This window comes from Paraburkholderia nemoris, assembly GCF_905221015.1.
Taxonomy (GTDB): Bacteria; Pseudomonadota; Gammaproteobacteria; order Burkholderiales; family Burkholderiaceae; genus Paraburkholderia; species Paraburkholderia nemoris.
On record NZ_CAJNBO010000031.1, the window covers coordinates 37,440 to 61,825 of the forward strand.

Below are 24,386 nucleotides of genomic sequence, written 5' to 3' on the forward strand. Positions count from 1 at the left end.
TGTGCGTTAGTGGGCAACAGCGGCAGCGCCGTGCTCGTCGATCAGATGGCCGGTATAGAACCGATCCAACGAAAACGGCGCGTTCAGCGGATGCGGCTCGTCCTTCGCGATCGTGTGTGCATAAGCCCACCCGGACCCGGGCGTTGCCTTGAAGCCACCCGTACCCCAGCCGCAATTGAAATAAAGCCCCTTCACGTCGGTCTTGCTGATAATCGGGCACGCATCCGGCGATACATCCACGATGCCGCCCCACTGGCGGTTCATCCGCACGCGCGAAAACACCGGGAACATTTCAACGATCGCTTCGAGCGTGCCTTCGATGATCTGGAAGCTGCCGCGCTGACCGAAGCCCGTGTACTGATCGACGCCCGCGCCAATCACCAGGTCGCCCTTGTCGGACTGGCTGATGTACGCGTGCACCGCGTTCGACATCACCACCGTATTGACGACCGGTTTGATCGGCTCCGAGACCAACGCCTGCAAAGGATGGCTCTCCAGAGGCAAACGGATACCCGCCATATCAGCGAGCGACGAGGTGTTACCCGCCGCGACCACCGCAACCTTCTTCGCCTTGATGAAACCCTTGGTGGTATCCACGCCAACCACCTGGCTGCCGTCGCGGCGAATCCCCGTGACCTGGCAGTTCTGCACGATATCGACACCATGCTGATCCGCGCCGCGTGCGAAGCCCCACGCCACCGCATCGTGGCGGGCCACACCGCCGCGGCGTTGAATCGACGCCCCGAGCACCGGATAGCGGCTGTTCAGATTGATGGTCGGCTCGATTTCCTTGATCTGCTCCGGCGTGAGGAATTCGGCATCCACGCCGTTCAGCCGGTTTGCATTCACGCGGCGCTCGGTGTCGCGCACGTCCTGCAAGGTGTGCGCGAGGTTCATCACGCCGCGCTGGCTGAACATCACGTTGTAGTTAAGGTCTTGCGACAGACCTTCCCACAGCTTCATCGCCTTTTCGTAGAGCGCGGCCGATTCGTCCCACAGGTAATTCGAACGCACGATCGTCGTATTGCGCGCGGTATTGCCGCCGCCAATCCAGCCTTTCTCCAGCACGGCGATATTGCGCACGCCATGCTCCTTCGCGAGGTAATAGGCAGTGGCGAGGCCATGCCCGCCGCCGCCGACGATCACGACGTCGTATTCACGCTTAGGCTCCGGGCTCTTCCACTGACGCTCCCAGTTCTCGTGATACGACATCCCGTTGCGCAACAGGCTGAATATCGAATAGCGGCTCATTGTTGGTCCTTTGGGTCCTGTTGTTACTCTTTGATTCTCAACTTGTTCAACACTCGATGACGTTCACGGCGAGTCCACCGCGCGACGTCTCCTTGTATTTGGTCTTCATGTCCGCGCCGGTTTCGCGCATCGTCTTGATCACGTTGTCGAGCGACACGTAGTGCTGGCCGTCGCCTTTCATCGCCATGCGCGCCGCGTTGAGCGCCTTGATCGCGCCCATCGCATTGCGTTCGATGCAGGGAATCTGCACGAGCCCGCCAACCGGGTCGCAGGTCATGCCGAGGTTGTGTTCCATGCCGATCTCGGCGGCGTTTTCGACTTGCGTCGGCGTACCGCCCATCACGGCAGCGAGCGCCGCGGCGGCCATCGAACACGCAACGCCCACCTCGCCCTGGCAGCCCACTTCGGCGCCGGAGATCGAAGCGGTTTCCTTGTAGATGATGCCGATCGCCGCGGCCGTCAGCAGGAAGGTGACGATGCCCTCGTCATTCGACGCATGCATGAACTTCACGTAGTAATGCAGCACCGCCGGAATCACGCCGGCCGCGCCGTTGGTCGGCGCCGTGACGACGCGCCCGCCCGCCGCGTTTTCTTCGTTCACGGCCATCGCGTAGAGGTTGACCCAGTCGAGCATCGACAGTGGATCGCGCAGCGATTCTTCCGAACGGAAACGCAACTGCGCGCACAGGTCGGCCGCACGGCGCTTCACGTGCATCGGGCCCGGCAACTCGCCACGCACCTTGCAGCCACGCTCGACGCAGGCGGACATGACGCGCCAGATCGTCAGCAGCCCTTCGCGCACTTCCTGTTCGGTGCGCGACGCGCATTCGTTGCGCAGCGTAACCTCGGCGATCGACAAACCGGTTTCGCGGCATACACGCATCAGATCGTCGCCGGTGCGAAACGGGAACGGCACTTCCGCCCCAGCACGCAGGCCATTGACGCGATCACCTTCGCGGTTGATCACAAAGCCGCCGCCGATCGAGTAATACTCCTTCTCCACCAGCAACTGGCCGTTCTCGTCGAAGGCCTGAAAACGCATGCCGTTCGGATGCACGATGCTCGAACCGGGCGCGCCCGGCATTAGCTTGCGAAAGAAGCCGAGTTGTTCGCGCTCGTCGAATTTGACCGGATGCTTGCCGAGCAGCACCAGCTGCTTCGTTTCGCGAATCGCCTGCAGGCGCGGTTCGATCACGTCCGGGTCGATCAGATCGGGCAAATTGCCTTCGAGGCCGAGCAGCACCGCCTTGTCCGTGCCATGCCCTTTCCCGGTCGCGCCGAGCGAGCCGAACAGCTCGACCTTGACGCGCCGCACGAAGCTCAGCAGATTGGCGTCTTCGATATGCGAGGCGAAGCGGCACGCAGCAATCATCGGCCCGACGGTGTGCGAGCTGGAGGGACCGATGCCGATCTTGAACAGATCGAAGACGCTGACGTTCATGGCGTGCCTTATACGTTGCGATACTTAGGGTGCCGGGTTTGGCTTGAACTAGCCCCTATTGCACCGCACGTCAAATTGGACCGATAGAATAAAAACGGCATGACAGTGGGATAGTGGCGTCAAGCAGGCCGCCGGCCAAGCGCTGCGGCGGATTTGCGATGACTTCTGACGCATTTGCGACATGAGCCGCTTAAGCGTCCCTGTCCCCGGTGCTATGCTTGTTTCAACCTCTTTCCCTTGCTGGCTGCATGCATGAATTCCGCTGAACCGCTTCCGCTTCAATCGATCGACGGCACCTCGAAGCAACGCATCCGCTTCGGCATCATCCTGCTGCCGAACTTCACGCTGACGGCGTTCTCGGGTTTCGTCGACCTGTTGCGCCTGTCCGCGGACGAAGGCGACTTCAGCAAGCCCGTGCGCTGCTCGTGGAGCGTGATAGGGGAAACCCTCGCTCCGGTGCGTGCCAGTTGCGGGATCCAGATCACGCCGTGGGAAACGTTCGACAACGCCGAGCCCTTCGATTACGTCGTGGTGGTGGGTGGCCTGCTGCATTCGGGGCCGGCTGCGAACGATGCGACGCTGGCCTTCATCCGTCGCGCCGCCGCCACCGATGCGACGCTCGTCGGCATGTGCACCGGCGTGTTCTCGCTGATGCGTGCTGGCGTGCTGGAAGGCCACCGCATCTGCGTAAGCTGGTTTCACTACTGGGATTTCATCGAGCGCTTTCCGTCGGTCAATGAGGAGGCGCTGGTGGCGGATCGGCTATTTGTGATCGATCGCCGGCGCATTACGTGTTCCGGTGGGCGGGCATCGATCGACGTGGCGGCCGCGATTCTGCTGCGTCACTTCGAAACGGCCACGGTGCAGAAGGCGTTGCGGATTCTGCTGGTGGACGATATGCAGAAGGGCAATGCGCCGCAGCCGCATCCGCCGGGGTTGGCGCCTGCCGCGCATCCGAAGGTGAAGCGCGCGATTCTGCTGATGGAACAGCATGTGGGGCGATCGTTATCGCTCGATGAACTGGCGCGCAAACTCGATCTGTCGCCGCGTCAGCTCGAAAGGCTCTTCAAGGCGCAAACCGGCAAGGCGCCGCAGGCCTATGCGAAGCAGGTGCGTTTGCGCACTGCCGCCTGGCTGCTGACGAGTTCGGATAAAACGGTGGCGGACATCGCGTCGAGTTGCGGCTTTTCCGATGCCTCGCATCTGGGCCGAGAGTTCCGCAAGCAATTCGGTTTGCCGCCGATGATGTACCGCGAGCAACGCGGTACGGCGGCTGAAGTGGATGACGGCTCGGGCTATGACGAAACCTTTCCGGGGCGGGCTCAGGCGATTTGAGGGCGGTATTTGTTGATTTGTTGTCCGGGTTTTTCAGTCCCGCTTTCGCGCCGCCGGAGCGGCGCGAAAGCTAAACCCAAACGCTCGACTCTCAACCTTCACTTCCCCGCAACATAAGCCTTCACCGCCGGCAACCCATCCTTCCCGTCAAAGGTCTTCACGCCGGCAAGCCACTTGTCGAGCACAGCCGGATTCGCTTTCAGCCAGTCCTTTGCCGCTTTGTTCGGATCCGTCTTGTTCATGATCGGCAGCATCACGTGGTTTTCGATATCCGTCGTGAACTGCAGGTTCGACACGAGCTTCGCGACGTTCGGGCAACGCGTCGAGTAATCGCTCGGCGTGACCGTCAGCACTTTGGCTTCGCCGTAGTTCGGGCCGAACACGTCGTCACCGCCGGACAGATAGTCGATCTTCATCTGCACGTTCATCGGATGCGGTTCCCAACCGAGGAACACGATCGGCTTCTTGTCCCGAACCGCGCGATTCACTTCGACCAGCATGCCCGCCTCGCTCGACTCCACCAGCTTGAACTTGCCGAGGCCGTACTGGTTGCTGTCGATCATCTTCTTGATCAGCGCATTGCCGTCGTTACCCGGCTCGATGCCATAGATTTTGCCGTCGAGCTTGTCGTAGTTCTTCGCAATGTCCGCGAAGGTTTTGATGCCAGCCTGATACGCGTAGTCCGGCACGGCCAGCGTGTATTTCGCGCCCGTCAGGTTCGGCGTAGGCAGCACGGTGAGCTGGCCGGCCTTCTTGAACGGATCGATCATCGGGTCCATGGTCGGCGACCAGTAGCCGAGGAACACGTCGATCTGCTTGCTCTTCACACCCGCAAAGGTGATCGGCACCGAAGCGATGGTTTTGGTCGGCTTGTAGCCGAGCCCTTCAAGCACGGTCGAAGCGAGACCGGTCGTTGCCGCGATATCGGTCCAGCCGACATCGGCGAACCGGACGTCCCGGCAGGTGGCAGGTTCCGCGGCAAGGACAGATGACATCGACAGCGCGCACAACGACGCAGCCCACAAACGTTTCATGGCGATCCCTTTGGGTGATTGATGCTTTACTGGTTTTAATAATCGAATCGGATTTTCAAAGTGCGACTTCTTGCGTCGACTTCATTGACGTCAACTCACTTACGCAGACTCTTTTACGCCGACAAGCGTCGCTCCACACTCGGTGCGTGACCGAACTGCGCGCGATAGGCCTTACTGAAATGACACGGCGAATGAAAGCCGCATACAGCCGTTACTCGCGCAATCGACGCATCCGTATTGCGCAGCAGTTCACGCGCACGACGCAAACGCAGCGTCAGGTAATAGTGCGTCGGCGACACGCTCAGAAACATCTTGAACATCCGCTGCAAATGACGTTGCGACAGATGCACGAGCCGCGCGAGCTCATCGAGCGACAACGGCTCTTCGATATTCGCTTCCATCAAGCGCACGACTTCGATCAATTCCGCCCGCGAGAAGCCGACCCGCGCATCGACGGGAATATGCTGATAATCCGTCGAACCACGAATCCGCTCGACGATGAACTGCTCGGATACTTGCGCCGCGACTGCATGGCCGAGGCGCATGCCCACCAGGTTCAGCATCAGATCGAGTGGCGCGGTGCCGCCGGTGCAGGTCATCCGGTCACGGTCGATCACGAACAGTTCATCAGCAAAACGCACGTGCGGGTAACTCTTGTGCAAAGGCGACATGTCTTCCCAATGCACGGTACAGCGATAACCGTCGAGCAGATTGGCAGCCAGCAGCGCATACGGTCCCGTACAAATGCCTCCAAGCGGAATACCCTTCGACGCAACGTCTTGCAGCAACGCGATGATCGTCTCGTCCACGTAGTCGCGCACATGCCAGCCGGCGCAGACGATCAGTACATCCGGCATGCCCGCTTCGGCCAGCGTCGTGGTCGGCTTCACGGTGATGCCGTTACTCGCTCGCGCCGGCTCGCCGTCCGGCGTAATCACCGACCATGTGTAGTGCTGCGCGCGGCCCACGTAGTTGGCCATGCGCAGCACCTCGACCGCGCTTGTGAACGCGATCATCGAAAAGTTCGGCAACGTCAGAAAACCGAAGTGCGCGAGCCCGGACAGCGGCGAATCGGATGGGGCCTCAACAACTGGAGAGATCGCGTCGCGCTTCATAGGCGGCTCAGCCGTGCTGGGCCGCCGGCGCCCGGCGCACCTTCATGACGCTGCGCAAGCCCGACAACAGAGGCGCCCGCGCCGTACCCGGCGAGCGGCCGAAGCTTTCCGTGATGCGGTCGAGAATGATCGCCAGCATCACCACCGAGAGGCCGCTTTCAAAACCCAGGCCGATATCGAGCCGTTGAATACTCGCCAGCACGTCGTTGCCGAGACCGCCCGCGCCGACCATCGAGGCGATGATCACCATCGAGAGCGCCATCATGATGGTCTGGTTCACGCCGGTCATGATCGACGGCAGCGCATTCGGAAACTGCACCTTGTAGAGCAATTGCAAGGGCGTGCAGCCGAACGCCTGCCCTGCTTCGACGATTTCGCGATTCACATGCTTGATGCCGAGCGACGTGAGACGCACCGCAGGCGGCATCGCGAAGATCACCGTGGAAAGAATCCCCGGCACGCGGCCGAGACCGAACAGCATCGCCGCCGGAATCAGGTAGACGAACGCGGGCATGGTCTGCATCAGATCGAGCACGGGACGCACCATCATTTCGACGGTGCGGCTCTTCGCGGTCCAGATGCCGAGCGGCACGCCGAGCAGCAGACTGATCAAGGTCGACGACAGCGTGAGACCGAGCGTGATCACCATCTGATCCCAGAAGCCGGTGCCGTAGATCAGCAGCATCGCCAGCAAGGTGAACAGCGCGAAACGCCAGCCCACCCGCCACAAACCGACACCGACGAAAAACGCCATCAGCGCCCACATCGGTACCGCTTGCAGGCCGTGCTCGATCAGCGCGGCAAAACTCTCGATGACCTTGCCGATCGAGTCGAAGGTTTTAGCGTCGTGGTCGAGCAGGTAGTGAACGCCGTGATCGACCCAGGCGCCAAGTGGAATGACTTCAGACATGGGAACCTCGATGGCGCGTGAGAACGTTCAGCACGTTCGTCTTGTTGACCGAACCGCAGTAGGAGCCGTCCGCTTCGACGACCGGCAGCGGCGCACGGCTCGCCACCACGCGCTCGACGACGTCGTCCAGCGGCGTGGTGCGGCGGATGCACTCGATGTGATTGAGCTGCGGCGACGCGCTGCCCATCGCATCGCGGCACACGAAGCCGCGGAACTTGCGCTCGCTGTCGAGTACGAACGCGTATTCGGCGCTGCCGTTGAGCGTCGCGGCCACGCTCGAGGCGTCGATCTGCGGCGAATGCTGCATGAGCGGCACGGCGTCCGTCTGCATCAGGTCGCCGGCCGTCAGATAGCGGCTGGTGTCGATGCCTTCGAAGAACGCGCGCACGTAGTCGTCGGCGGGATTGGTGATGATTTGCTGGGGCGTGCCGACCTGGACGACCTTGCCGCCTTCCATGATCGCGATCCGGGTGCCGATGCGCATCGCCTCTTCCAGATCGTGCGAGACGAACAGGATGGTGCGCTGCTGCTCGCGTTGCAGATCGAGCAGCACGTTCTGCATTTCCTTGCGCTTCAGCGGATCGAGTGCGGAGAACGCCTCGTCCATGATCATCAGCGACGGGTTGACCGCCAGCGCCCGCGCCAGCCCGACGCGTTGTTGCATGCCGCCGGATAGCTGGGCCGGCAGCTTTTGCGCGAACGGCGCGAGGCCGACCTGCTCGAGCACGGTCATGGCGCGCTTCTCGCGCTCCTTCTTGCCGATGCCCGCCACTTCCAGCCCGAACGCGGCGTTGGACAGCACCGTACGCTGTGGCATCAGCGCGAAGGACTGGAACACCATGCTCATGTCCTTGCGGCGCAGCGCCGTCAATTCCGCGCGCGGCACGCTGGCCACGTCGCGGCCGTCGATCAGCACCTTGCCGGCGGTCGGCTCGACGAGACGGTTGATCAGGCGAATCAGCGTCGACTTGCCGGAGCCCGACAGGCCCATCAGCACGAAGATCTCGCCTTCCTTGACTTCGAACGATACGTTGTGGACGCCGACTATCTGACCGGTGCGCGCGAAGACTTCTTCTTTGGTTGCGCCGCCTGCCAGCATGCCGATCGCCTGTTTCGGGTTGGTGCCGAACACCTTGCACAGCCCTTCGACCACGACCTTGGGGGAATTCATTGAATGCTCTCCGTTGTCGACCGGGGTTAGCGCATTAGCCCCTACTCCGGTCCCATGCAAGACTTTGCTGCGGTGGCGGACGTCCGTCCGCGCTGTGCATACATAGTTGCCAGAAAAAAGTACGCCTAGCCGACTATTTGCGACAACCACATGTGGAAATGCGACACCGCCCGTGCGCGGGCGTCGGCTGGTGGCGAGTGAAGCCTTGCTGGCCAAGGGTTTGCGGGGTGTTGGAGGGGTTGACCGGCCGTGTCGCGCCAGAGCAAGTGAGGGCGGTCTGGCGGAAAAAAAACTATGCGGACGACGTGGCAGGCGCATTTTGCCGCAACGCAGCAAGCGCACCGCCGCTCAGCGACTGTCGTTGCGCGTCCGCGACGTGGGCGCCAAGATCAGTTATCGAAGCTCAATGACGGGCGCGAACCACCTGCAGCAGACGGTCCGCCCGCGAAAAATACCAGACCGCAAGGCCGCCCAGCACGGGGTACATGCAACACAGGCGCGCTAGCGCCCAAACCTCAGCAGAAAAGCCCATCGCGATTCCCCGCCCATCGTAGATGCCATTCGGCAAAATTTGAAACGGCGCGACCTGGCTATTGATTGCTGGTTCGAGCCGAAAACAGCGCCGCTGGTTACGCGCAGTGGAGGAAAACCGGCGGTCTGGCCGGTTCATCGTGCACGGAAATCATTAGGGCAACCTTAAGGCTGCGCGCCGTTACGCCGTGTTACCAATCTCGCATCCCTCTTGCACCTGCAAACCGCGGCCCTGCCTAAACTGCGCACCATCTTCACTGCCATCGCCTGCCATCTTCGGGCGAAAAGAAAAACATGCGCAAGAACCTATTATCAGTGATTCTCGGCGGCGCGATATTAGTGGCTTCCACAGTCGCTTCCGCGCACGTTGACGTGGGCATCGGCATCGGCATTCCCGGGCCGGTTTTCGTGCCTGCGCAACCGGCTTACATTGCGCCTCCGCCGGTCGTTTATGCGCCCCCGCCGGTGGTGGAATATGGCTACGGCTACGGCGACGACTGGCGTGCCCGTGAATGGCATGAGCGGCAGGAGTGGCGCGAACGGCAGTGGCGCCACCATGAGCATGAGGAGCACGAGCGCGAATGGCGTGAACGCCATGGTTGGGGGGATGGGGATTGAAAACGCGGAAGAAAGTTGTTTGAGCGCCCCTAAGGAGAAGTTAAGGAAAGCTTCTTATTCTGTGGGTACGCGTCGACCGGAATGGTCGGCGCGGCACCATCACACTATTGGAGAGCCTTCATGAAAGCACTCAAACACGTCATGCTCATTGCTTCGATCGTCGCCATCCCTACCCTGTCGTTTGCGCAGCAGATGAACACACCGACGAACGACACAACACCGACACCAACCGTCTCGATGCAAGACACGCAGAACAATCAGGCGGGTACGCAATATCAGCAGCCCTCACACAAGACGTCGGGCTATGGTGACAGCTCAGGTTACGGCGCACCCGCTACAAGCTTTTCGCAATCTTCGACGATGCATTTCGCGGGTAAGGACTCGCGACTGTTCAAGCATTGAATACGCGCGATGATGCGTCGCACTTCGGCGCCGTCTCCGCGCTAACCATTGTTCGCACCATGTCAGCGGACAACAATTAGCGCGGGAGCGAGGCACATCGTCAATCGGGAAACCGATCAGAAAGCCAGCGAGATCATTGCGGCGCAGGAGCCGCCCGATATCCTCGCCGGCCGATAGCCAACGCGAGCATGGCCGATACCGCAAGACTCGCCGCCACCACATAAAGTCCTGCGGCATATCCCCCCGTCACACTCTTCAGCCAGCCGATCGCAAACGGACCGACGAAACCGCCAAGATTGCCGATCGAGTTGATCATCGCGATACCAGCCGCTGCACCGGCGCCAGAGAGGAACGTGCTCGGCATGGCCCATAGCGGCGCCTTGGCCGCGCTGATGCCCACGTTCACGAGAATCAGCGCGAGCACCACCGCAAGGACGGTATCCGCAAAGCCCGCCCACGCGAGTCCGACGCCGGCTGCGACGCACGGAATCACCACGTGCCACGTGCGCTCGCCGGTGCGATCCGAGTGGCGTGCCCACACCACCATGCCGATCACAGCCAGTACGCTCGGAATCGCGTTCAACGCGCCGGTACCGAGTGCGCTAAAGCCGAATTGACGAATGATCAGCGGCGCCCACAGTCCGAGCGTATAGAGTCCTGCCGAGGTGCCGAAGTAAATCATCGACATGATCCACACGCGCGGGTCGCGCAGCGCGGCGAGCGCACCCGCCGCGTGGCCTGCCTGCGATTCACGTCCCGCGCGTTCTTCGCGCAAGGTTGCGACGAGCCACGCTTTCTCATCCGCGGCAAGCCACTTCGCCTTCTCCGGCGAATCGGTGAGCGCTTTCAAAACCACGAACCCGAGTACGACAGCAGGAATTGCCTCGATAAGGAAAAGCCATTGCCAGTCTTTCAAGCCGAACAGGGCCGGCATCTGCATGATGGCACCTGAAATGGGTGACCCGATTGCCGTCGACAACGGCGCGGCCGCCATGAACGCGGCCGCCGCAACGGCACGCTGCCGTGCGGGAAACCACTGGCTGAGATAAAGAATGATGCCGGGGAAAAAGCCGGCTTCGGCCACACCGAGCAAAAAGCGCAGCGTATAGAACGAATTCGGCCCGACGACAAACGCGGACGCCGCCGACACCAGCCCCCACGTCACCATCACACGTGCGATCCAGATGCGTGCACCGACCTTGTTCAGAATGAGGTTCGAGGGCACTTCGCACAGAAAATACCCTAGAAAGAAGATGCCGCCGCCGAGCCCGAACATGGTCGGCGAGAGGCCGAGGTCCTTGTTCATCGTGAGCGCGGCAAAACCGACGTTCACACGATCGAGAAAGCTCACAAAATAAAGCAGCATGACGAAGGGCAAAATGCGCCACGTCAGCTTGCGAACCACACGGGCTTGCAATTCATTGGCCATGCCAGTCTCCAGTCTTTGAATCGCCCGTGACGGTTTCGTCCGGGCGTTTTGTTTTTGTCTGATGCGGGCGTTGTGTATTGCGTATTGCGTGTTACGTGCTCAGGCGGCTTTGAACTCCGCCGCTGGTTTCGCGGCGAGGATCGCGCAGACGGCATCGGTCACCTGCACGGTCGTGGCCGTTCCACCAAGGTCGCCCGTGTGCAACGCCGGGTCAGCCGTGATGCGTTCGATCGCGCTCATCAATTGCTGAGCAGCGGCCATCTCGCCGAGATGCTCGAGCATCATCACAACCGACCAGAACGTGCCGACCGGATTGGCGAGACCCTTGCCCATGATGTCGAAAGCGGAACCGTGAATCGGTTCGAACATCGAGGGGTAGCGGCGCTCGGGGTCCAGATTCGCGGTCGGAGCAATGCCGAGGCTGCCGGCCAGTGCCGCGGCCAGATCGCTGAGAATGTCCGCGTGAAGGTTCGTGGCGACGATCGTGTCCAGCGTGGCCGGACGGTTGACCATGCGCGCGGTGGCGGCGTCGACGAGTTCCTTGTCCCATTTGACGTCGGGAAATTCCTTCGAGACTTCGAGCGCAATCTCGTCCCACATGACCATGGCGTGGCGTTGCGCATTGCTCTTGGTGATCACCGTCAGTAGCTTGCGCGGCCGCGATTGCGCGAGGCGGAACGCGAAACGAAGAATGCGCTCGACGCCCGCGCGGGTCATCATCGAAACATCGGTGGCGACTTCGATCGGATGACCCTGGTGTGCGCGTCCGCCTACGCCGGAATACTCACCCTCCGAGTTCTCGCGAACGATGACCCAGTCGAGATCCTTCGGTCCACAGCGTTTTAACGGTGCATCGATGCCAGGCAGGATGCGGGTAGGACGCACGTTCGCGTATTGATCGAAGCCCTGGCAGATCTTCAGGCGCAAACCCCAAAGCGTCACGTGATCGGGAATATGTGGATCGCCCGCCGAGCCGAACAGAATCGCATCCTTGTTGCGGATGGCGTCCAGTCCATCGGCGGGCATCATCACGCCGTGCTGGCGGTAGAAATCGCCGCCCCAGTCGAAATTCTCGAACTCGAACTGGAAGGCGTCGCTTTGCGCAGCGATGGCTTCGAGAACCCGTTGGCCCGCGGGCACGACTTCCTTGCCGATGCCGTCGCCGGGAATGGTTGCGATGCGATAGGTCTTCACTGCCGTCTCCTTGGTGTTGAACGTATGGCTGCATCCTAGAACGGCAACAGCACGCGGAAACGCTGCTAGACTCAAAGCATCCTTAACCTGAAGTTAACAATGGGCTGCTCGACGGCCTGCTCGTTGGCCCACTCAACACATGACTTCGTCGATACAACCGGAAGACCTCGCCTTCTTCTCCACGCTCGCCGCAAGCGGCAGCCTGACCGCGACTGCACGCGAACTCGGCTTGAGCACGGCGGCCGTGAGCAAGCATCTGGCGCAAATGGAATCGCGCGCGGGCGTGTCGCTTGTCAACCGCACAACGCGGCGCATGAGCCTCACGCCGGAGGGCGAGCTCTATCTCACCCGGGCGCGGCGCATCCTGAGCGAAATGGACGACCTGGCCCAGTTGCTCGGCGGCTCACAAGCAGCCCCGAAAGGCCTGTTGCGTGTGAACGCGACGCTCGGTTTCGGCCGCAGTCACGTGGCGCCGCTTATTTCCCGATTTGTGCGGCGCTTTCCCGAGGTTGACGTGCAGTTGCAACTCTCCGTCGACCCGCCACCGATTAGCGACGACGCCTTCGACGTGTGCGTGCGTTTCGGCGAACCACCGGATGCGCGCGTGATTGCGCGCCGGGTCGCGTCCAATCGCCGGCTGCTGTGTGCATCGCCCGCGTATTTCAGCAAACGACGAGCACCGCGCAGTCCCGCGGAGTTATCGCAACACAATTGCATCGGCATTCGTCAGGGCGACGATGGCTACGGGCTATGGCGTTTGACCAGCGGACGCGGCGCGGCCGAAAAGACCGAGACCGTCCGCGTGCGCGGCAACCTCACCACCAATGACGGCGAGATCGCGGTGAAGTGGGCGCTCGACGGGCACGGCATTCTGATGCGGGCCGAATGGGATATCGCGGAGTATCTCGCCGATGGTCGCCTGATCCACGTATTGCCGGAATACCGCACGCCCGATGCCGATATTTACGCGGTGTACCCGCAACAGTTGCAGATGACGGCGCGGGTCAAGGCATTCGTCGACATGCTGATCGAAACGTTCGGCGCACGCTGAGTCAGTTCTTTGCTAGTTCTGCAGTGCAGAACTACTGCATCCGCTGCCGACCTCGCAATTCAAACCGGATAATTCCAGCAATCTCCTTGTATTACATAGCCTTACGGCACAGTTCAAGCACACCTTCAGCGCCAGGTGTTTTCCCTATTTTGGCCTGCATTGCAGGCCAAACGAGCGATTTCCCCCGTTGACACAGTACGAACGGTCGTGCCAAATTGTGCCTGCATCCTGTGCGCAAGCATGCGATCAATGAACTCCTAGCAGCGCCGAGCCGCCCCAGCACCCAGGAGACAAGCCAGCCGGCAATCGGACTCGAGACGCGTACCAACAGATCCACTATTTCGCATCCCTTACCAGATCGCGAGGGCTCTTTATCGCCTGTTGAAATCGTATCGCGCAACAGATCGCCAGAATCTTGCAGCACAAGCATTACTTCGGCAGTTCAATTGATTCCAATAAACAAGGAGACACGAAGCATGCCGGCAAGTCATCGCAATCGAATTGGAGCCATTCTTGGATTAGTGGGCGCATGCGCCCTGGGCACGGCCCAGAGCGCCCATGCGCAAAGCAGTGTCACGCTGTACGGCATCGTCGACGGCTCGATCCTCTACACCAACAAAACGCTTAACGCGACCACCGGTCAGAACGCCGGCCGTCAATACTCGTTCACCGACAGCGGGCTTTCCGGCTCGCGCTTCGGCTTGCGTGGCGCCGAAGATCTCGGCGGCAGCATGCGCGCGATCTTCGAACTCGAAAGCGGTATCAGCATCGCCAACGGCGCGTTCAGCAATTCGAACGGCAACGCGTTCGGGCGGCAGGCTTGGGTCGGTGTGGACAGCCGCTACGGTACGGTCAAGGCCGGCTTGCAGTTCTCGCCCTTCTTTCTCGCGGTGTACGACTTCGATCCGCGTGAGATGTCGTACTTCGGCAGCGGTCTCATCACCTATCTCAACAACGTCTATGTGACCGGCCTGTTCAACCCGAACGGCATTTCGTACACGTCGCCGGAAATCGCTGGCTTGCAAGCCAGCGCGATGATGGCGCTGGGCGGCACGGCCGGGGACTTTCAGGCGGGACGGCAGTACTCGGCGAGCCTGCGCTACCACCTCGGCACGCTGACCGTCGATGCCGCGCTCTACAGCGGCAATGCCGGCGGCAGCGCTGCATCGATCGCGATTCCGAGCGTGGTCGAATTCGACGGCCGTGCAATCGGCGCCAGCTACGTGTTCAATAACCTGACCGTGAAGGCTTCCTACGTGCAGTACAAGGTGGCCGGCTCATTCAACGATCGTGTCTATTCAGGCGGCGCCAGCTATCGCATCACACCTGCGCTGAACGTCGACGCGGGTGTGTGGGTCACGCGCGATGGCAACAACTCGTCGAACAATTCGATCCTGGCGTCCACCGGGATCGACTATTCCCTCTCGAAGGCTACCGTGGTGTATGGGCAGGCCGGCTTCGTGACGAACCACGGTGCCATGCACACCGGACTGTCTGTCAACAATGCACTGAACGAAGTGACCGGCACAACGGCCGGCGTGAACATCGGCATGCGGCACATGTTCTAACCGCCGCAGAACGCGAGATGCCGGCGTGCCGCACAAGCGGCGCGCCGGATCATGCAAATGGGCGACTTGATGCGCGTCAGCTAAGTGACTTCCCTAATAATCTGCAATGCAGAACAATCCAATGGAAAAACCTATTGACGAAAAGTGAACGCCCGTGCCAAATTTCTCTAACGCCGCCACACATCACCATCTTCAGTTTGCGCCGATGCGTGCGTGTTTTAAGCGTCGACAACCGTCGATAACGGTCGCCGGATTCGAGAAAGCGGCTGTTGTCCCGTCCGTAGTCAGGCGTGCGGCGATGCGTTCCCCGCAGCAAGGGTAACGATTGCACAGCGCGCCTCCGTTGGAGGGTGTCAAAGCGTGGACATGTTTTTGCAGCAGCTTCTCAACGGCTTGACGCTGGGCGGCATCTACAGTCTCGTCGCACTCGGACTCACGCTGGTCTACGGCATTCTCGCCGTGCCCAATTTCGCTCACGGCGCGTTCTACATGGTCGGCGCGTTCGTCTCGTTCTACCTGATGAGCCGGCTCGGCTGGAACTACTGGCTCGCGATGATCGGCTCCGGCCTCGCGGTCGCGTTACTCGCGATCCTCGCCGAGCGGCTGGTGTTCCATCCATTGCGTAAATCTTCCGAATTGCATCCGATGATCGCCGCAATCGGCCTCCTGCTGTTTCTCGAAGCCGGTGCGCAGGCGATCTGGGGCGCGGACTTTCATCGTATGGCCACGCCTTACGCGGGGATCATCGATCTGGGCGGCGTGACCGCGCCCGTGCAGCGCCTGCTGATCATCGGCGCAGCGTTCGCGTTGGTGGTGCTGCTGCAACTCTTCCTCAAATACACGGTGATCGGTTCGAGCATCATCGCGATGGCGCAGGACCGCGAAGGCGCCTCGCTGATGGGCATCGACGCCAACAAGGTGACGATGCTGACTTTCGGCATCTCCGGCCTCCTCGCCGCCGTGGCCGCCACGTTGTACGCGCCGATCAACCTCGTCTATCCCGCGATGGGCCAACTGGTGATCCTGAAAGCCTTCGTGATCATCATTCTCGGCGGCATGGGCAGCGTGCCGGGCGCGATCGTCGGCGGATTGATCATCGGCATGGCGGAGAGCTTCGGCGCCTTCTACATTTCGACCGACTACAAGGACATCATCGCCTTCGTTCTGCTGGTGGTGATCCTGTCGGTTCGTCCTCAAGGACTGTTCACCAGGGAATTGCGCGCATCGTGAAACCAGTCATGAAATTGTTCGAGGGCAAGCTGGGGTGGACACTGCTGTTCGTGCTCGGTCTCGTGTTTCCGTTTCTGGCCACCAATGACTACATGCTCACCGTGATGTCCACCGCGTACGTCTTCGCGCTGGCCACCGTCGGGCTGAATCTGATCACCGGCTATACGGGGCAGTTCAATCTCGCGCACGGCAGCTTCATGGCGGTGGGCGCGTACACGGTGGGCATTCTCACGGTCGATCATCAGGTGCCGTTCTGGATCGCGTTCATTGCGTCGGGCGTTGTCGTCGCGATACTGGGTGCGCTGGTCGGCCTTGTGTCGCTGCGTCTGCGCGGCCACTACTTTTCTATTTTTACGCTGTGCGTCGGCTACATCATGTTTCTCGTCATCGAGAAATGGGACAGCCTTACGCATGGCGTCTCGGACATTGTCGGCATCCCGGCGCCTTCGGGCTTCGGCATCGTCTCGTTTGAAAATCCGCGGCCGCTCTATTACCTGGTGTTCGCCTTTCTGGTGCTCGGCGTGTGGCTGATGCATCGCATCGCCGACTCGCTGCTCGGCCGGACCTTCATGGCGATCCGCAATAGCGACGGTCTCGCACAGTCGCTTGGTATCAACCTGATGCGCAACAAGGTGCTGGCCTTCGTGCTGTCGGTCGTCTATGCCGGGCTTGCGGGTGGACTCTATGCGGGGTCTGTGCGCTTTCTCGGACCGGATCTTGCCGGCGTCGAACATACCTTTGACATGACCATGTACATGCTGGTGGGCGGCATCGGCACCCTCGCCGGCCCGCTGCTCGGCGCGCTCGCCATACCCTGGCTCACGCAGTATCTGCAGTTCTTGCAGGCGTACCGTTTCGTCGTGTTCGGGCCGATTCTCATTTTGCTGGTGATCTTTTTGCCGAACGGGATCGTCGGTTTGTATAGGGCGAGAAAGAGCAAGCACGCGAAACTGGCAACGGCAAAAAACGGTGTCGTCTCGCGTCAATCGCAGCCCACGCGCGGAGACCGTCATGCTTGAAATCGACTCGCTCAGCAAACGCTTCGGCGGTCTCGTCGCGGTCGACGACGTCAGCACGCACATCGAAGCCGGCAAGATCAATGCAATCATCGGACCGAACGGCGCGGGCAAGACCACGTTCTTCAATCTGATCAGCGGCACCCATCTGCCGAGCTCGGGGCGCATCCGCTTCAAAGGTCAGGACGTGACAAAGCTGGCCGCCGACCAGATGGCGCGCCTCGGCATTGCGCGCACATTTCAATCCACCGCGCTGTTCGACCGGGCCAGCGTGCTCGACAACCTGATCGTCGGCCACCGGCTGCGCACCCGCTCGGGGCTGTGGGACGTGTTGACGCATTCCACGCGGCTCAAGCAGGAAGAGCGTATCTGCCGCGAGAAGGCGCGCGAGGCCCTGGATTTCGTCGGACTGTCGGCGATTGCGGAACGGATGGCCGGCGACATCTCGCAGGAAGAGCGCAAGCGTTCCGCCGTGGCGCTCGCGCTCGCCACCGAACCGAGCCTGATGCTGCTCGACGAGCCCGCCGGCGGCGTCAATCCCGAAGAGACCGAAGGCCTCGCCGAACTGATCCGCAAGCTGGTGAAACACGGCGTGACGGTGTGCCTGGTGGAACACAAAATGAACATGATCATGAAGCTCGCCGATCGCATCATGGTGCTGAACTACGGCAAGAAAATCGCCGAGGGCACGCCTGCCGAGATTCGCGCCAACCCGGCCGTGATCGATGCCTATCTGGGGAGCGAACATGCTGAAGTTTGAGAACGTCGCGCTCGATTACGGCAGTTTCCGCGCGCTGGACGGCATCACGCTGCACGCGGACGACGGCGAACTGGTCGTGCTGCTCGGCGCCAACGGTGCGGGCAAGAGTTCGATCTTTCTCGCGGCAAGCGGCCTGCGCCGCGCCACGAGCGGCAGCCTGCGCCTCGGAACGCGCGAACTGCTCGGCATGACGCCCGCGCAAATCGTGCGCAACGGCGTGATTCAGTGCCCCGAGGGCCGCAAGCTGTTCCCGGGCATGTCGGTGCTGAAGAACCTCACGCTCGGCGCCTATGTGCATCGCGGCGACAAGGCCGGCAATCAGCGCAATCTCGATCAGGTATTCGCACTCTTTCCGCTTCTCGCGGAGCGCAAGGATCATGCGGCCGGCTCGCTGTCCGGCGGGCAGCAGCAGATGGTGGCGATCGGCCGCGCGATGATGGCCCGGCCCAAGGTGCTGCTGCTCGACGAACCGTCGCTCGGTCTCGCGCCGCTGGTGGTCAAGCAGGTGTTCGAGGTGATCCAGCAGATCAATCGCGCGGGCACGACGGTGCTACTCGCCGAACAGAACGCGTTTGCAGCGTTGAAGATCGCGCACCGTGCCTACGTGATCGAGAACGGCCGCATCGTGCTCGAAGGCGATCACGCGAGTCTGATGAACAACGAAGCAATCCGGCGCGCTTACGTCGGCGGCTGAACGGATTTGATGCACAGCCTGACGCATGGCCATAAATGTGACCATGAGCGTCGGGCCATATTCAAACAATCCCAAAGGAGACACGTATGACGATCAAACGCTTGTGCGGACGCGCTGGAGTAGTTGCGGCGGTCGCCACGACTGCGCTGCTGGGCACGGGCGCCGCGATGGCGCAGCAGGTGGTGCATATCGGTTACTCTGGTCCGTTGAGCGGAGGCGCGGCGAAGTACGGCCAGGAAGTGCTCGAAGGCATGCAGATGGCCGCCGCCGACGTCAATCAGGCCGGTATCGAAGTGGCCGGCAAGAAGATCAAGCTCGAAATCGTGCCGCTCGACGACAAATACAACCCCGCCGAAACCGCGATCAACGCCCGGCGTCTTGCGCAGGAACAGCAGGCCGCTGTGGTGCTCGTGCCGCATTCGGGCGGGGGCTTCGCCGTGCAGACCAGCAATGAGCAACAGAAACTACTGCTGCTCTCGTACACCAGCGTGCCGCAGATCAGCGAGCGCGGCAACAAGCTCACTGTGCGTATTCCCCCGGCGTTCACGTCATATCTGAACTCGTTCATCAAGTACGAAATGGCGACGTACGGCAAGAAGGTCGCACTCGCCGCCACCGACACCGACTACGGCAAGGTCTGGGTCGCCGCATTCAAGCCCGCGTGGGAAGCCGCCGGTGGCACGATCGTCGCGGACAATTCGATGTCGTATAACCGCGCCACCGATTTCTACAGCGGCGTAAGCCGTGTGCTGGCAGCCAAACCGGATGTGATGTTTATCGGCGGCCCGTCCGAGCCGACTGGCCTGATTGCGCAGCAGGCACGCGAACTGGGTTTCAAGGGTGGCTTTATCGTGATGGACCAGGCCAAGCTCGACGAAGTGGCCAAGGTGACCGGCGGCTATGCACCGCTGAACGGCGCGATCGGGGTATTGCCGCTGGCCAACGATGAAACGCCGAACGCTAAAGCGTTTGTCGAGCGCTTCCGCAAGAGTCACGGCGGCCGCGATCCGAGCCAGGAAGTATCGCTGAACTACACCGCGGTCTACGCGACTGCCATCGCGATGAAGCTGGCCGGCAGCGTCAGTGATGCGACCGCGATCCGCAATCAGTTCGATAAAGCCGTGAAGGCGCTGCCGCCACAGGCCAATCCGCAGAGTGTGACGGGCGTCGATGACCACGGTGGCTTTGTGATCGGTAATCCGGTTGCGGCAGTGGTTCAGGGTGGACAGTTGAAGTCGGCGGTGTTGAGTTCACTGACAGCGGCGAAGTGACGATGTGACGGCCTGATATAGGCGTAAAAAAAGCGCCGTGGGTTCCACGGCGCTTTGCGCATTTCCAGTTCGGATTACCCCTTCAACGCCTCGATAATCTGAACACGCACATCGGGCCGCTCGGCAAACGGATCGGTCGGATTACGCGGCGTCACGATATCCTCAGCGCGCGTTTTCACTGCGGCCAGCGCGTGCGGATGCGAGAAGATATAGAACTGCTCTTCGCGGATCGCATCGAACACCATGCCCGCGACGGTTTCCGCACTCACCTTCCCCGAACTCACCGCCTTTTCGCTCATCATGCGCGACACGCGTTGCGACAAGGTCGGCGGCGTATCGTTGTCCAGTTCGGACGGACGATTGCGGTGGGCCTTCGCGATACCCGTCGGCACAAAGTACGGGCACAACACCGAGCACGTCACCTGCTGCGTGACCAGCGAAAGATCCTGATAAAGCGACTCGGTCAGCGACACCACCGCATGCTTCGACACGTTGTACGGCCCCATCATGGGCGGATTGAGCATGCCAGCCATCGACGCCGTGTTGACGATGTGCCCGCGATAGTCCGGATCGCGTTTGGCGGCCTCGAGCATCAGCGGTGTGAAAGCCCGCACGCCGTGAATCACGCCCCAAAGGTTGACGCCGAGCAGCCATTGCCAGTCGCGTTCGGTGTTCTCCCACACAAGGCCGCCGCTGCCGCCTACGCCCGCATTGTTGAACACCAGATGCACGCCACCGAAGGCGTCGAGCGTGGCGCGCGCCAGTGCTTCGATTTCCTCGCCTTTCGCAACATCGACGCGGCGCGCGATGGCCTGTGCGCCGGCCGCGCTCACCTCGGCGAAGGTTTCGTCGAGTGCGTCCTGTTGTACGTCGGCGAGTACGAGGCGCATGCCCAGCTTCGTGCCGAGCCGTGCGAACTCGCGGCCGAATCCGGAGCCCGCGCCGGTAATCACTGCAACCTTGCCTTCAAAATTGTCCATGCCTTGTCCCATTGCCAGTTGGTGTGAGTTGGTCTATCCAGCCAGGTGTATTCGGACGTCTCTATACACTGTGCTAGCGCGCGGCGGGATAGTACTGCTCGCGCAATTCCCGTTTCAGCACCTTGCCGATCGGACTGCGCGGCAACGCGTCGACAAAGGTCAGCGCGGAGAGCCGCTGCATCTTGCCGAGCCGCGCGTTGACCCAGGCCAGCAGCGTGTCGGCATCGATCGGTGCAGCCGGGCGAAGCACCACGAACGCAACCGGCGTCTCGCCCCATTGCTCCGACTGCGCGCCCACCACGGCCACATCCGCGACATCCGGGTGCGAGCACAGTTCAGCCTCGAGGTCGCTCGGATAAACGTTGAAGCCACCCGAAATGATCATGTCCTTCTTGCGATCGAGCAGCGTCAAAAATCCGTCTGCGTCGAAACGACCCATGTCGCCTGTGCGGATGAAGCGCTTGCCACTCGGGTCGTACCACTCCGCCTCGGCAGTTTTCTCCGGTTGACGGTAGTAGCCGGTCATCATCGCGGGCGAATGGCCGACGATTTCGCCCACCTCGCCCGCTGCGACCTCGTTGCCGAGCTCGTCGATCAGACGAATATCGTGACCTTCGATCGGTTTGCCGACCGTATGCAGCTTGGTGGGCCATTCGTTGGCCTCCAACTGACACGAGCCACCGCCTTCGGTCATGCCGTAGTACTCGGTGAGCTTGCCCGGCCAGCGGCGCACCACGTCCGCCTTCACGCTCGCCGCAAACGGCGCGCTCGTGCAGAACTTGGCCTGAAAGCTGGAGAGGTCGTAACGGTCGAAGTCTGGATGGGCCATCAAGCGCTGATACTGGACCGGCACCAGCATGGTATGCGTGACGCGGTACTGTTGCGCCAGTTCGAGATAACGTGTGGCGTCGAATTTCGGCATCAACACGACTGTGCCGCCGAATGTCAGCGTCGGCATGAAACTTACGAGCGTCGTGTTCGAATACAACGGCGTGGAGATGAGCGTGGTGGCGTCTGGGCCATAGCCACGTTCGATGCTGCGCACCGCATAAGCCCAGCGCATGCCGTGCGACTGCACAATGCCTTTCGGCGTACCCGTAGTGCCTGACGAATAGATGATGTTGAACGGCCACGCCGGATTGATCGTGACAGCTTCAGGCGTCGCACCCTTGGGCGCGAGCCACGCTTCAAGCGGGGTGCCGCCCGCGTGCGCATCGAGTGCGATGGGGATTGCGCTGATCTCGGCGGCCACCGGTTCGAGCAAACGCTTGACGTCGGCATCGAGAAACAATAGCCGCGCACCCGAATTGCCGATCATGCTGACGAGACTCGCCGCGCTCGACGACGGCGCGAGCGGCGCGACCGCCGCCCCTGCCCGCAAGCCGCCGAGAAACACCACAGCGTATTCCACCGAAGCGGCCGCGCATAAAGCAATCGCATCGCAAGGCTTGATGCCGTCGCGCTGCAACGCGGCAGCAAAGCGATCGACTCGTGCATCAAGCGCGGCATAAGTCACGACCTCCCCGTCACAGATCAATGCCGCGTGCTCACCGCGTTCTTTAGCGAAGCGGCGGAGCATATCGGTGATGCAGACGAAGGGTTCGTCCAGTAAGGCTTCGAGCCATGTCATGATGAGGCGCCTCCTATGTTGCCAGTGTCGCCGTTGCTCTCACTCGCCGCGGCCGTGCGTGCCGCATCCTCTTCCTGCAACTTGCGCCACAGGATCTTGCCGCTGCCCGACTTGGGCAGCGACGTCACGAACTCGACAATGCGCGGCGCCTTGTAAGACGCCATCTGATCGTGCGCCCAGTCGATGATTTCCTGCTCCGTGATCGCGCCGGCATGCACCGCGGCGGGCACCACCAGCGCCTTGACCGTTTCGCCGCGCTTCGCGTCCTTCACGCCGATCACACACACCTCCTGGATCGCGGGATGCCGGTACATAAGCGCCTCGACTTCCGCGGGCCACACCTTATAGCCCGATGCATTGATCATGCGCTTGAGGCGATCGGTCATGAAGAAATAGCCGTCCTCGTCGATATGACCGAGGTCGCCGGTACGTAGAAAACGCTTGCCGTCGAGTTCGATAAACGCTTCTTCAGTCGCCTTGGGATTGCGCCAGTAGCCTTGCATCACCTGCGGCGCGTTCACGATGATCTCGCCGGTTTCGCCTTGCGGTAGTTCCTGCAGCGTGACTGGATCGATCACGCGCGAGTCCACGTCGAATACGGGAATGCCCAGGCACTGCGGCTTCGGCCGATGCGGGGGGTTGATGTGCGTGCCAGCAATCGTCTCCGACATGCCGTAGCCTTCGACATAATCGAGCCCTGTCAGCGACTTGAGCTTTCTGGCAATCGCGTCCGGCATTGCCGCGCCGCCGCCCCGTGCGCCCGTCAGGCTAGACAGGTCGTACTCGCCGAGCTTCGGGTTCGACAGAAAATCGACCATCATCGCCGTGATCGACTGCCATGCGGTCACGCGATATTTCTGCATGCATAGCGCCGCGGCTTCGCGATCCCAGCGCGGCAACACGATAATCGTGGCGCCGGAGTAGACCGCGCTGTTCATGCCGCCTTGCATGCCGGTCACATGAAAGAACGGCAATATCGATAGATACACACCGTCCGGCGGCGCCGAGAACCAGACGCAACCGCCGAGCAGCGTGCTCATCACGCTGCGATGCGTATGCATGCAGCCCTTCGGCTTGCCGGTGGTGCCGGACGTGTAGGGCATCACGCACAGATCGTCCGGACCGGTGGTGAGCGGACCCGGCGCGATATGCCGTTCGAGCACCTCGCGCCAGGGCGTGACGCCGGGAATATTGAAGGTCTTGCGCGGCGCCGCCACGAACTCTGGAACGGGAATCGGCGACGGCCGCTTCAGATAATCGCTATACGTCGCGACGATGACGTGCTCGATGCCCTGCCCCGGCCCCTTGCCAATCAACGGCTCGACGTTCGCGAACAGGCATTGCGGCGCAATGATCGTGGTCGCCTCGCTGTCCTCGACGTAATGCGCCAGCTCACCGCTCATGTTCATCGGATTGACCGGCACCACGACGGCGTTCGCACGCAGGATCCCGTAGTAAGCGATGATCCACTGCGGACTATTCTGCATGTAAAGCAGCACGCGGTCGCCCGCCTTGACATGGCATTCCTGCTGAAGAAACCCTGCGATACGCTCGGTTTCGTCCTTGAACTCGCCGAACGTAACCGGCGTGTCGTAGAAGACGATGAACGGTTTGTTGGGAAAACGCGCCGCCGACACCTCGGCGTTATAGAAAATATTGGTCTCGGGCAGCGTCAGATGCAGCGGCACTTGCGGCGGCCAATTCGGGTGATGGCGTTCGTTCATAGGCGTCTCCTGCCTTTACTGTCTGTGCGCG

The 24,386-nt window shown here is 61.4% G+C and carries 21 protein-coding genes; 10 read left to right on the top strand and 11 right to left on the bottom strand.

Translation table 11 applies throughout. The features are described from left to right. Positions 1-6: 6 nt before the first annotated feature. The gene (locus KHO33_RS34295) at positions 7-1,251 is read right to left on the bottom strand and encodes a sarcosine oxidase subunit beta family protein (RefSeq protein ID WP_054038698.1); all 1,245 of its coding nucleotides are present in this window, start codon (positions 1,249-1,251) and stop codon (positions 7-9) included. A gap of 46 nt (positions 1,252-1,297) precedes the next feature. Next, a complete protein-coding gene (locus KHO33_RS34300; protein WP_154560708.1) occupies positions 1,298-2,692 on the bottom strand; it encodes an L-serine ammonia-lyase in 1,395 nt (464 codons plus the stop codon). 252 nt (positions 2,693-2,944) lie between these two features. On the opposite strand from KHO33_RS34300, the gene KHO33_RS34305 reads away from it, so the two are divergent. Further along, entirely contained in the window at positions 2,945-4,027 is a 1,083-nt protein-coding gene (locus KHO33_RS34305; RefSeq protein ID WP_200567154.1) for a GlxA family transcriptional regulator, read from the top strand. Between the two features lie 98 nt (positions 4,028-4,125). Here the strand turns inward: KHO33_RS34305 and KHO33_RS34310 are convergent, their stop codons facing one another. The 4 genes from KHO33_RS34310 to KHO33_RS34325 form a co-directional block, all read right to left on the bottom strand. After that, positions 4,126-5,061 (bottom strand): choline ABC transporter substrate-binding protein, encoded by a 936-nt coding sequence (locus KHO33_RS34310; protein ID WP_054038686.1) that lies wholly within the window; start codon positions 5,059-5,061, stop codon positions 4,126-4,128. 113 nt (positions 5,062-5,174) lie between these two features. Continuing rightward, complete coding sequence (locus tag KHO33_RS34315) at positions 5,175-6,176, bottom strand: GlxA family transcriptional regulator (RefSeq protein ID WP_054038684.1); 1,002 nt, start codon at positions 6,174-6,176, stop codon at positions 5,175-5,177. Positions 6,177-6,183: 7 nt separating this feature from the next. Further along, positions 6,184-7,086: a choline ABC transporter permease subunit gene (gene choW / locus KHO33_RS34320; protein ID WP_093644471.1), complete on the bottom strand. Its 903-nt coding sequence runs from the start codon at positions 7,084-7,086 to the stop codon at positions 6,184-6,186. Further along, positions 7,079-8,257 carry a quaternary amine ABC transporter ATP-binding protein gene (locus KHO33_RS34325; RefSeq protein WP_093644473.1) on the bottom strand — a complete coding sequence of 393 codons (1,179 nt, stop codon included), beginning with the start codon at positions 8,255-8,257 and terminating at the stop codon, positions 7,079-7,081. The genes choW and KHO33_RS34325 overlap by 8 nt, the downstream gene beginning before the upstream one ends. A gap of 825 nt (positions 8,258-9,082) precedes the next feature. Between KHO33_RS34325 and KHO33_RS34330 the strand changes: the two genes are divergently transcribed. Next, positions 9,083-9,406 (top strand): hypothetical protein, encoded by a 324-nt coding sequence (locus KHO33_RS34330; protein WP_054038679.1) that lies wholly within the window; start codon positions 9,083-9,085, stop codon positions 9,404-9,406. Between the two features lie 120 nt (positions 9,407-9,526). After that, positions 9,527-9,808, top strand: coding sequence for a hypothetical protein (locus tag KHO33_RS34335; RefSeq protein WP_200567153.1), 282 nt, complete (start codon positions 9,527-9,529; stop codon positions 9,806-9,808). 133 nt (positions 9,809-9,941) lie between these two features. Here the strand turns inward: KHO33_RS34335 and KHO33_RS34340 are convergent, their stop codons facing one another. Both KHO33_RS34340 and KHO33_RS34345 read right to left on the bottom strand, forming a co-directional pair. Beyond that, a complete protein-coding gene (locus KHO33_RS34340) occupies positions 9,942-11,237 on the bottom strand; it encodes an MFS transporter (protein WP_200567152.1) in 1,296 nt (431 codons plus the stop codon). Positions 11,238-11,336: 99 nt separating this feature from the next. Then, positions 11,337-12,431: a tartrate dehydrogenase gene (locus KHO33_RS34345; RefSeq protein WP_200567151.1), complete on the bottom strand. Its 1,095-nt coding sequence runs from the start codon at positions 12,429-12,431 to the stop codon at positions 11,337-11,339. A gap of 139 nt (positions 12,432-12,570) precedes the next feature. Between KHO33_RS34345 and KHO33_RS34350 the strand changes: the two genes are divergently transcribed. The 7 genes from KHO33_RS34350 (at position 12,571) to KHO33_RS34380 (ending at position 20,021) form a co-directional block, all read left to right on the top strand. Next, entirely contained in the window at positions 12,571-13,482 is a 912-nt protein-coding gene (locus KHO33_RS34350; RefSeq protein WP_054038672.1) for a LysR family transcriptional regulator, read from the top strand. 476 nt (positions 13,483-13,958) lie between these two features. Further along, positions 13,959-15,050 (top strand): porin, encoded by a 1,092-nt coding sequence (locus KHO33_RS34355; protein WP_200567150.1) that lies wholly within the window; start codon positions 13,959-13,961, stop codon positions 15,048-15,050. 366 nt (positions 15,051-15,416) lie between these two features. Beyond that, on the top strand, positions 15,417-16,280 hold the full coding sequence (locus KHO33_RS34360) for a branched-chain amino acid ABC transporter permease (protein ID WP_234475395.1): 864 nt from the start codon (positions 15,417-15,419) through the stop codon (positions 16,278-16,280). 8 nt (positions 16,281-16,288) lie between these two features. Beyond that, positions 16,289-17,299 carry a branched-chain amino acid ABC transporter permease gene (locus tag KHO33_RS34365; RefSeq protein ID WP_200567148.1) on the top strand — a complete coding sequence of 337 codons (1,011 nt, stop codon included), beginning with the start codon at positions 16,289-16,291 and terminating at the stop codon, positions 17,297-17,299. Further along, on the top strand, positions 17,292-18,056 hold the full coding sequence (locus KHO33_RS34370) for an ABC transporter ATP-binding protein (RefSeq protein ID WP_200567147.1): 765 nt from the start codon (positions 17,292-17,294) through the stop codon (positions 18,054-18,056). The genes KHO33_RS34365 and KHO33_RS34370 overlap by 8 nt, the downstream gene beginning before the upstream one ends. Beyond that, positions 18,043-18,750 (top strand): ABC transporter ATP-binding protein, encoded by a 708-nt coding sequence (locus KHO33_RS34375; RefSeq protein WP_200567146.1) that lies wholly within the window; start codon positions 18,043-18,045, stop codon positions 18,748-18,750. The genes KHO33_RS34370 and KHO33_RS34375 overlap by 14 nt, the downstream gene beginning before the upstream one ends. Positions 18,751-18,836: 86 nt before the next feature. Beyond that, complete coding sequence (locus KHO33_RS34380) at positions 18,837-20,021, top strand: ABC transporter substrate-binding protein (RefSeq protein WP_200567145.1); 1,185 nt, start codon at positions 18,837-18,839, stop codon at positions 20,019-20,021. A gap of 74 nt (positions 20,022-20,095) precedes the next feature. Here the strand turns inward: KHO33_RS34380 and KHO33_RS34385 are convergent, their stop codons facing one another. The 3 genes from KHO33_RS34385 to KHO33_RS34395 all read right to left on the bottom strand — a co-directional run bounded on the left by KHO33_RS34385 (position 20,096) and on the right by KHO33_RS34395 (position 24,355). Then, positions 20,096-21,001, bottom strand: a complete 906-nt coding sequence (locus KHO33_RS34385; RefSeq protein ID WP_200567144.1) for an SDR family oxidoreductase — start codon at positions 20,999-21,001, stop codon at positions 20,096-20,098. A 73-nt stretch (positions 21,002-21,074) separates the two neighbouring features. After that, positions 21,075-22,631, bottom strand: a complete 1,557-nt coding sequence (locus tag KHO33_RS34390) for a class I adenylate-forming enzyme family protein (protein WP_200567143.1) — start codon at positions 22,629-22,631, stop codon at positions 21,075-21,077. Further along, entirely contained in the window at positions 22,628-24,355 is a 1,728-nt protein-coding gene (locus KHO33_RS34395) for a long-chain fatty acid--CoA ligase (RefSeq protein ID WP_200567142.1), read from the bottom strand. The genes KHO33_RS34390 and KHO33_RS34395 overlap by 4 nt, the downstream gene beginning before the upstream one ends. Positions 24,356-24,386: the final 31 nt, after the last annotated feature.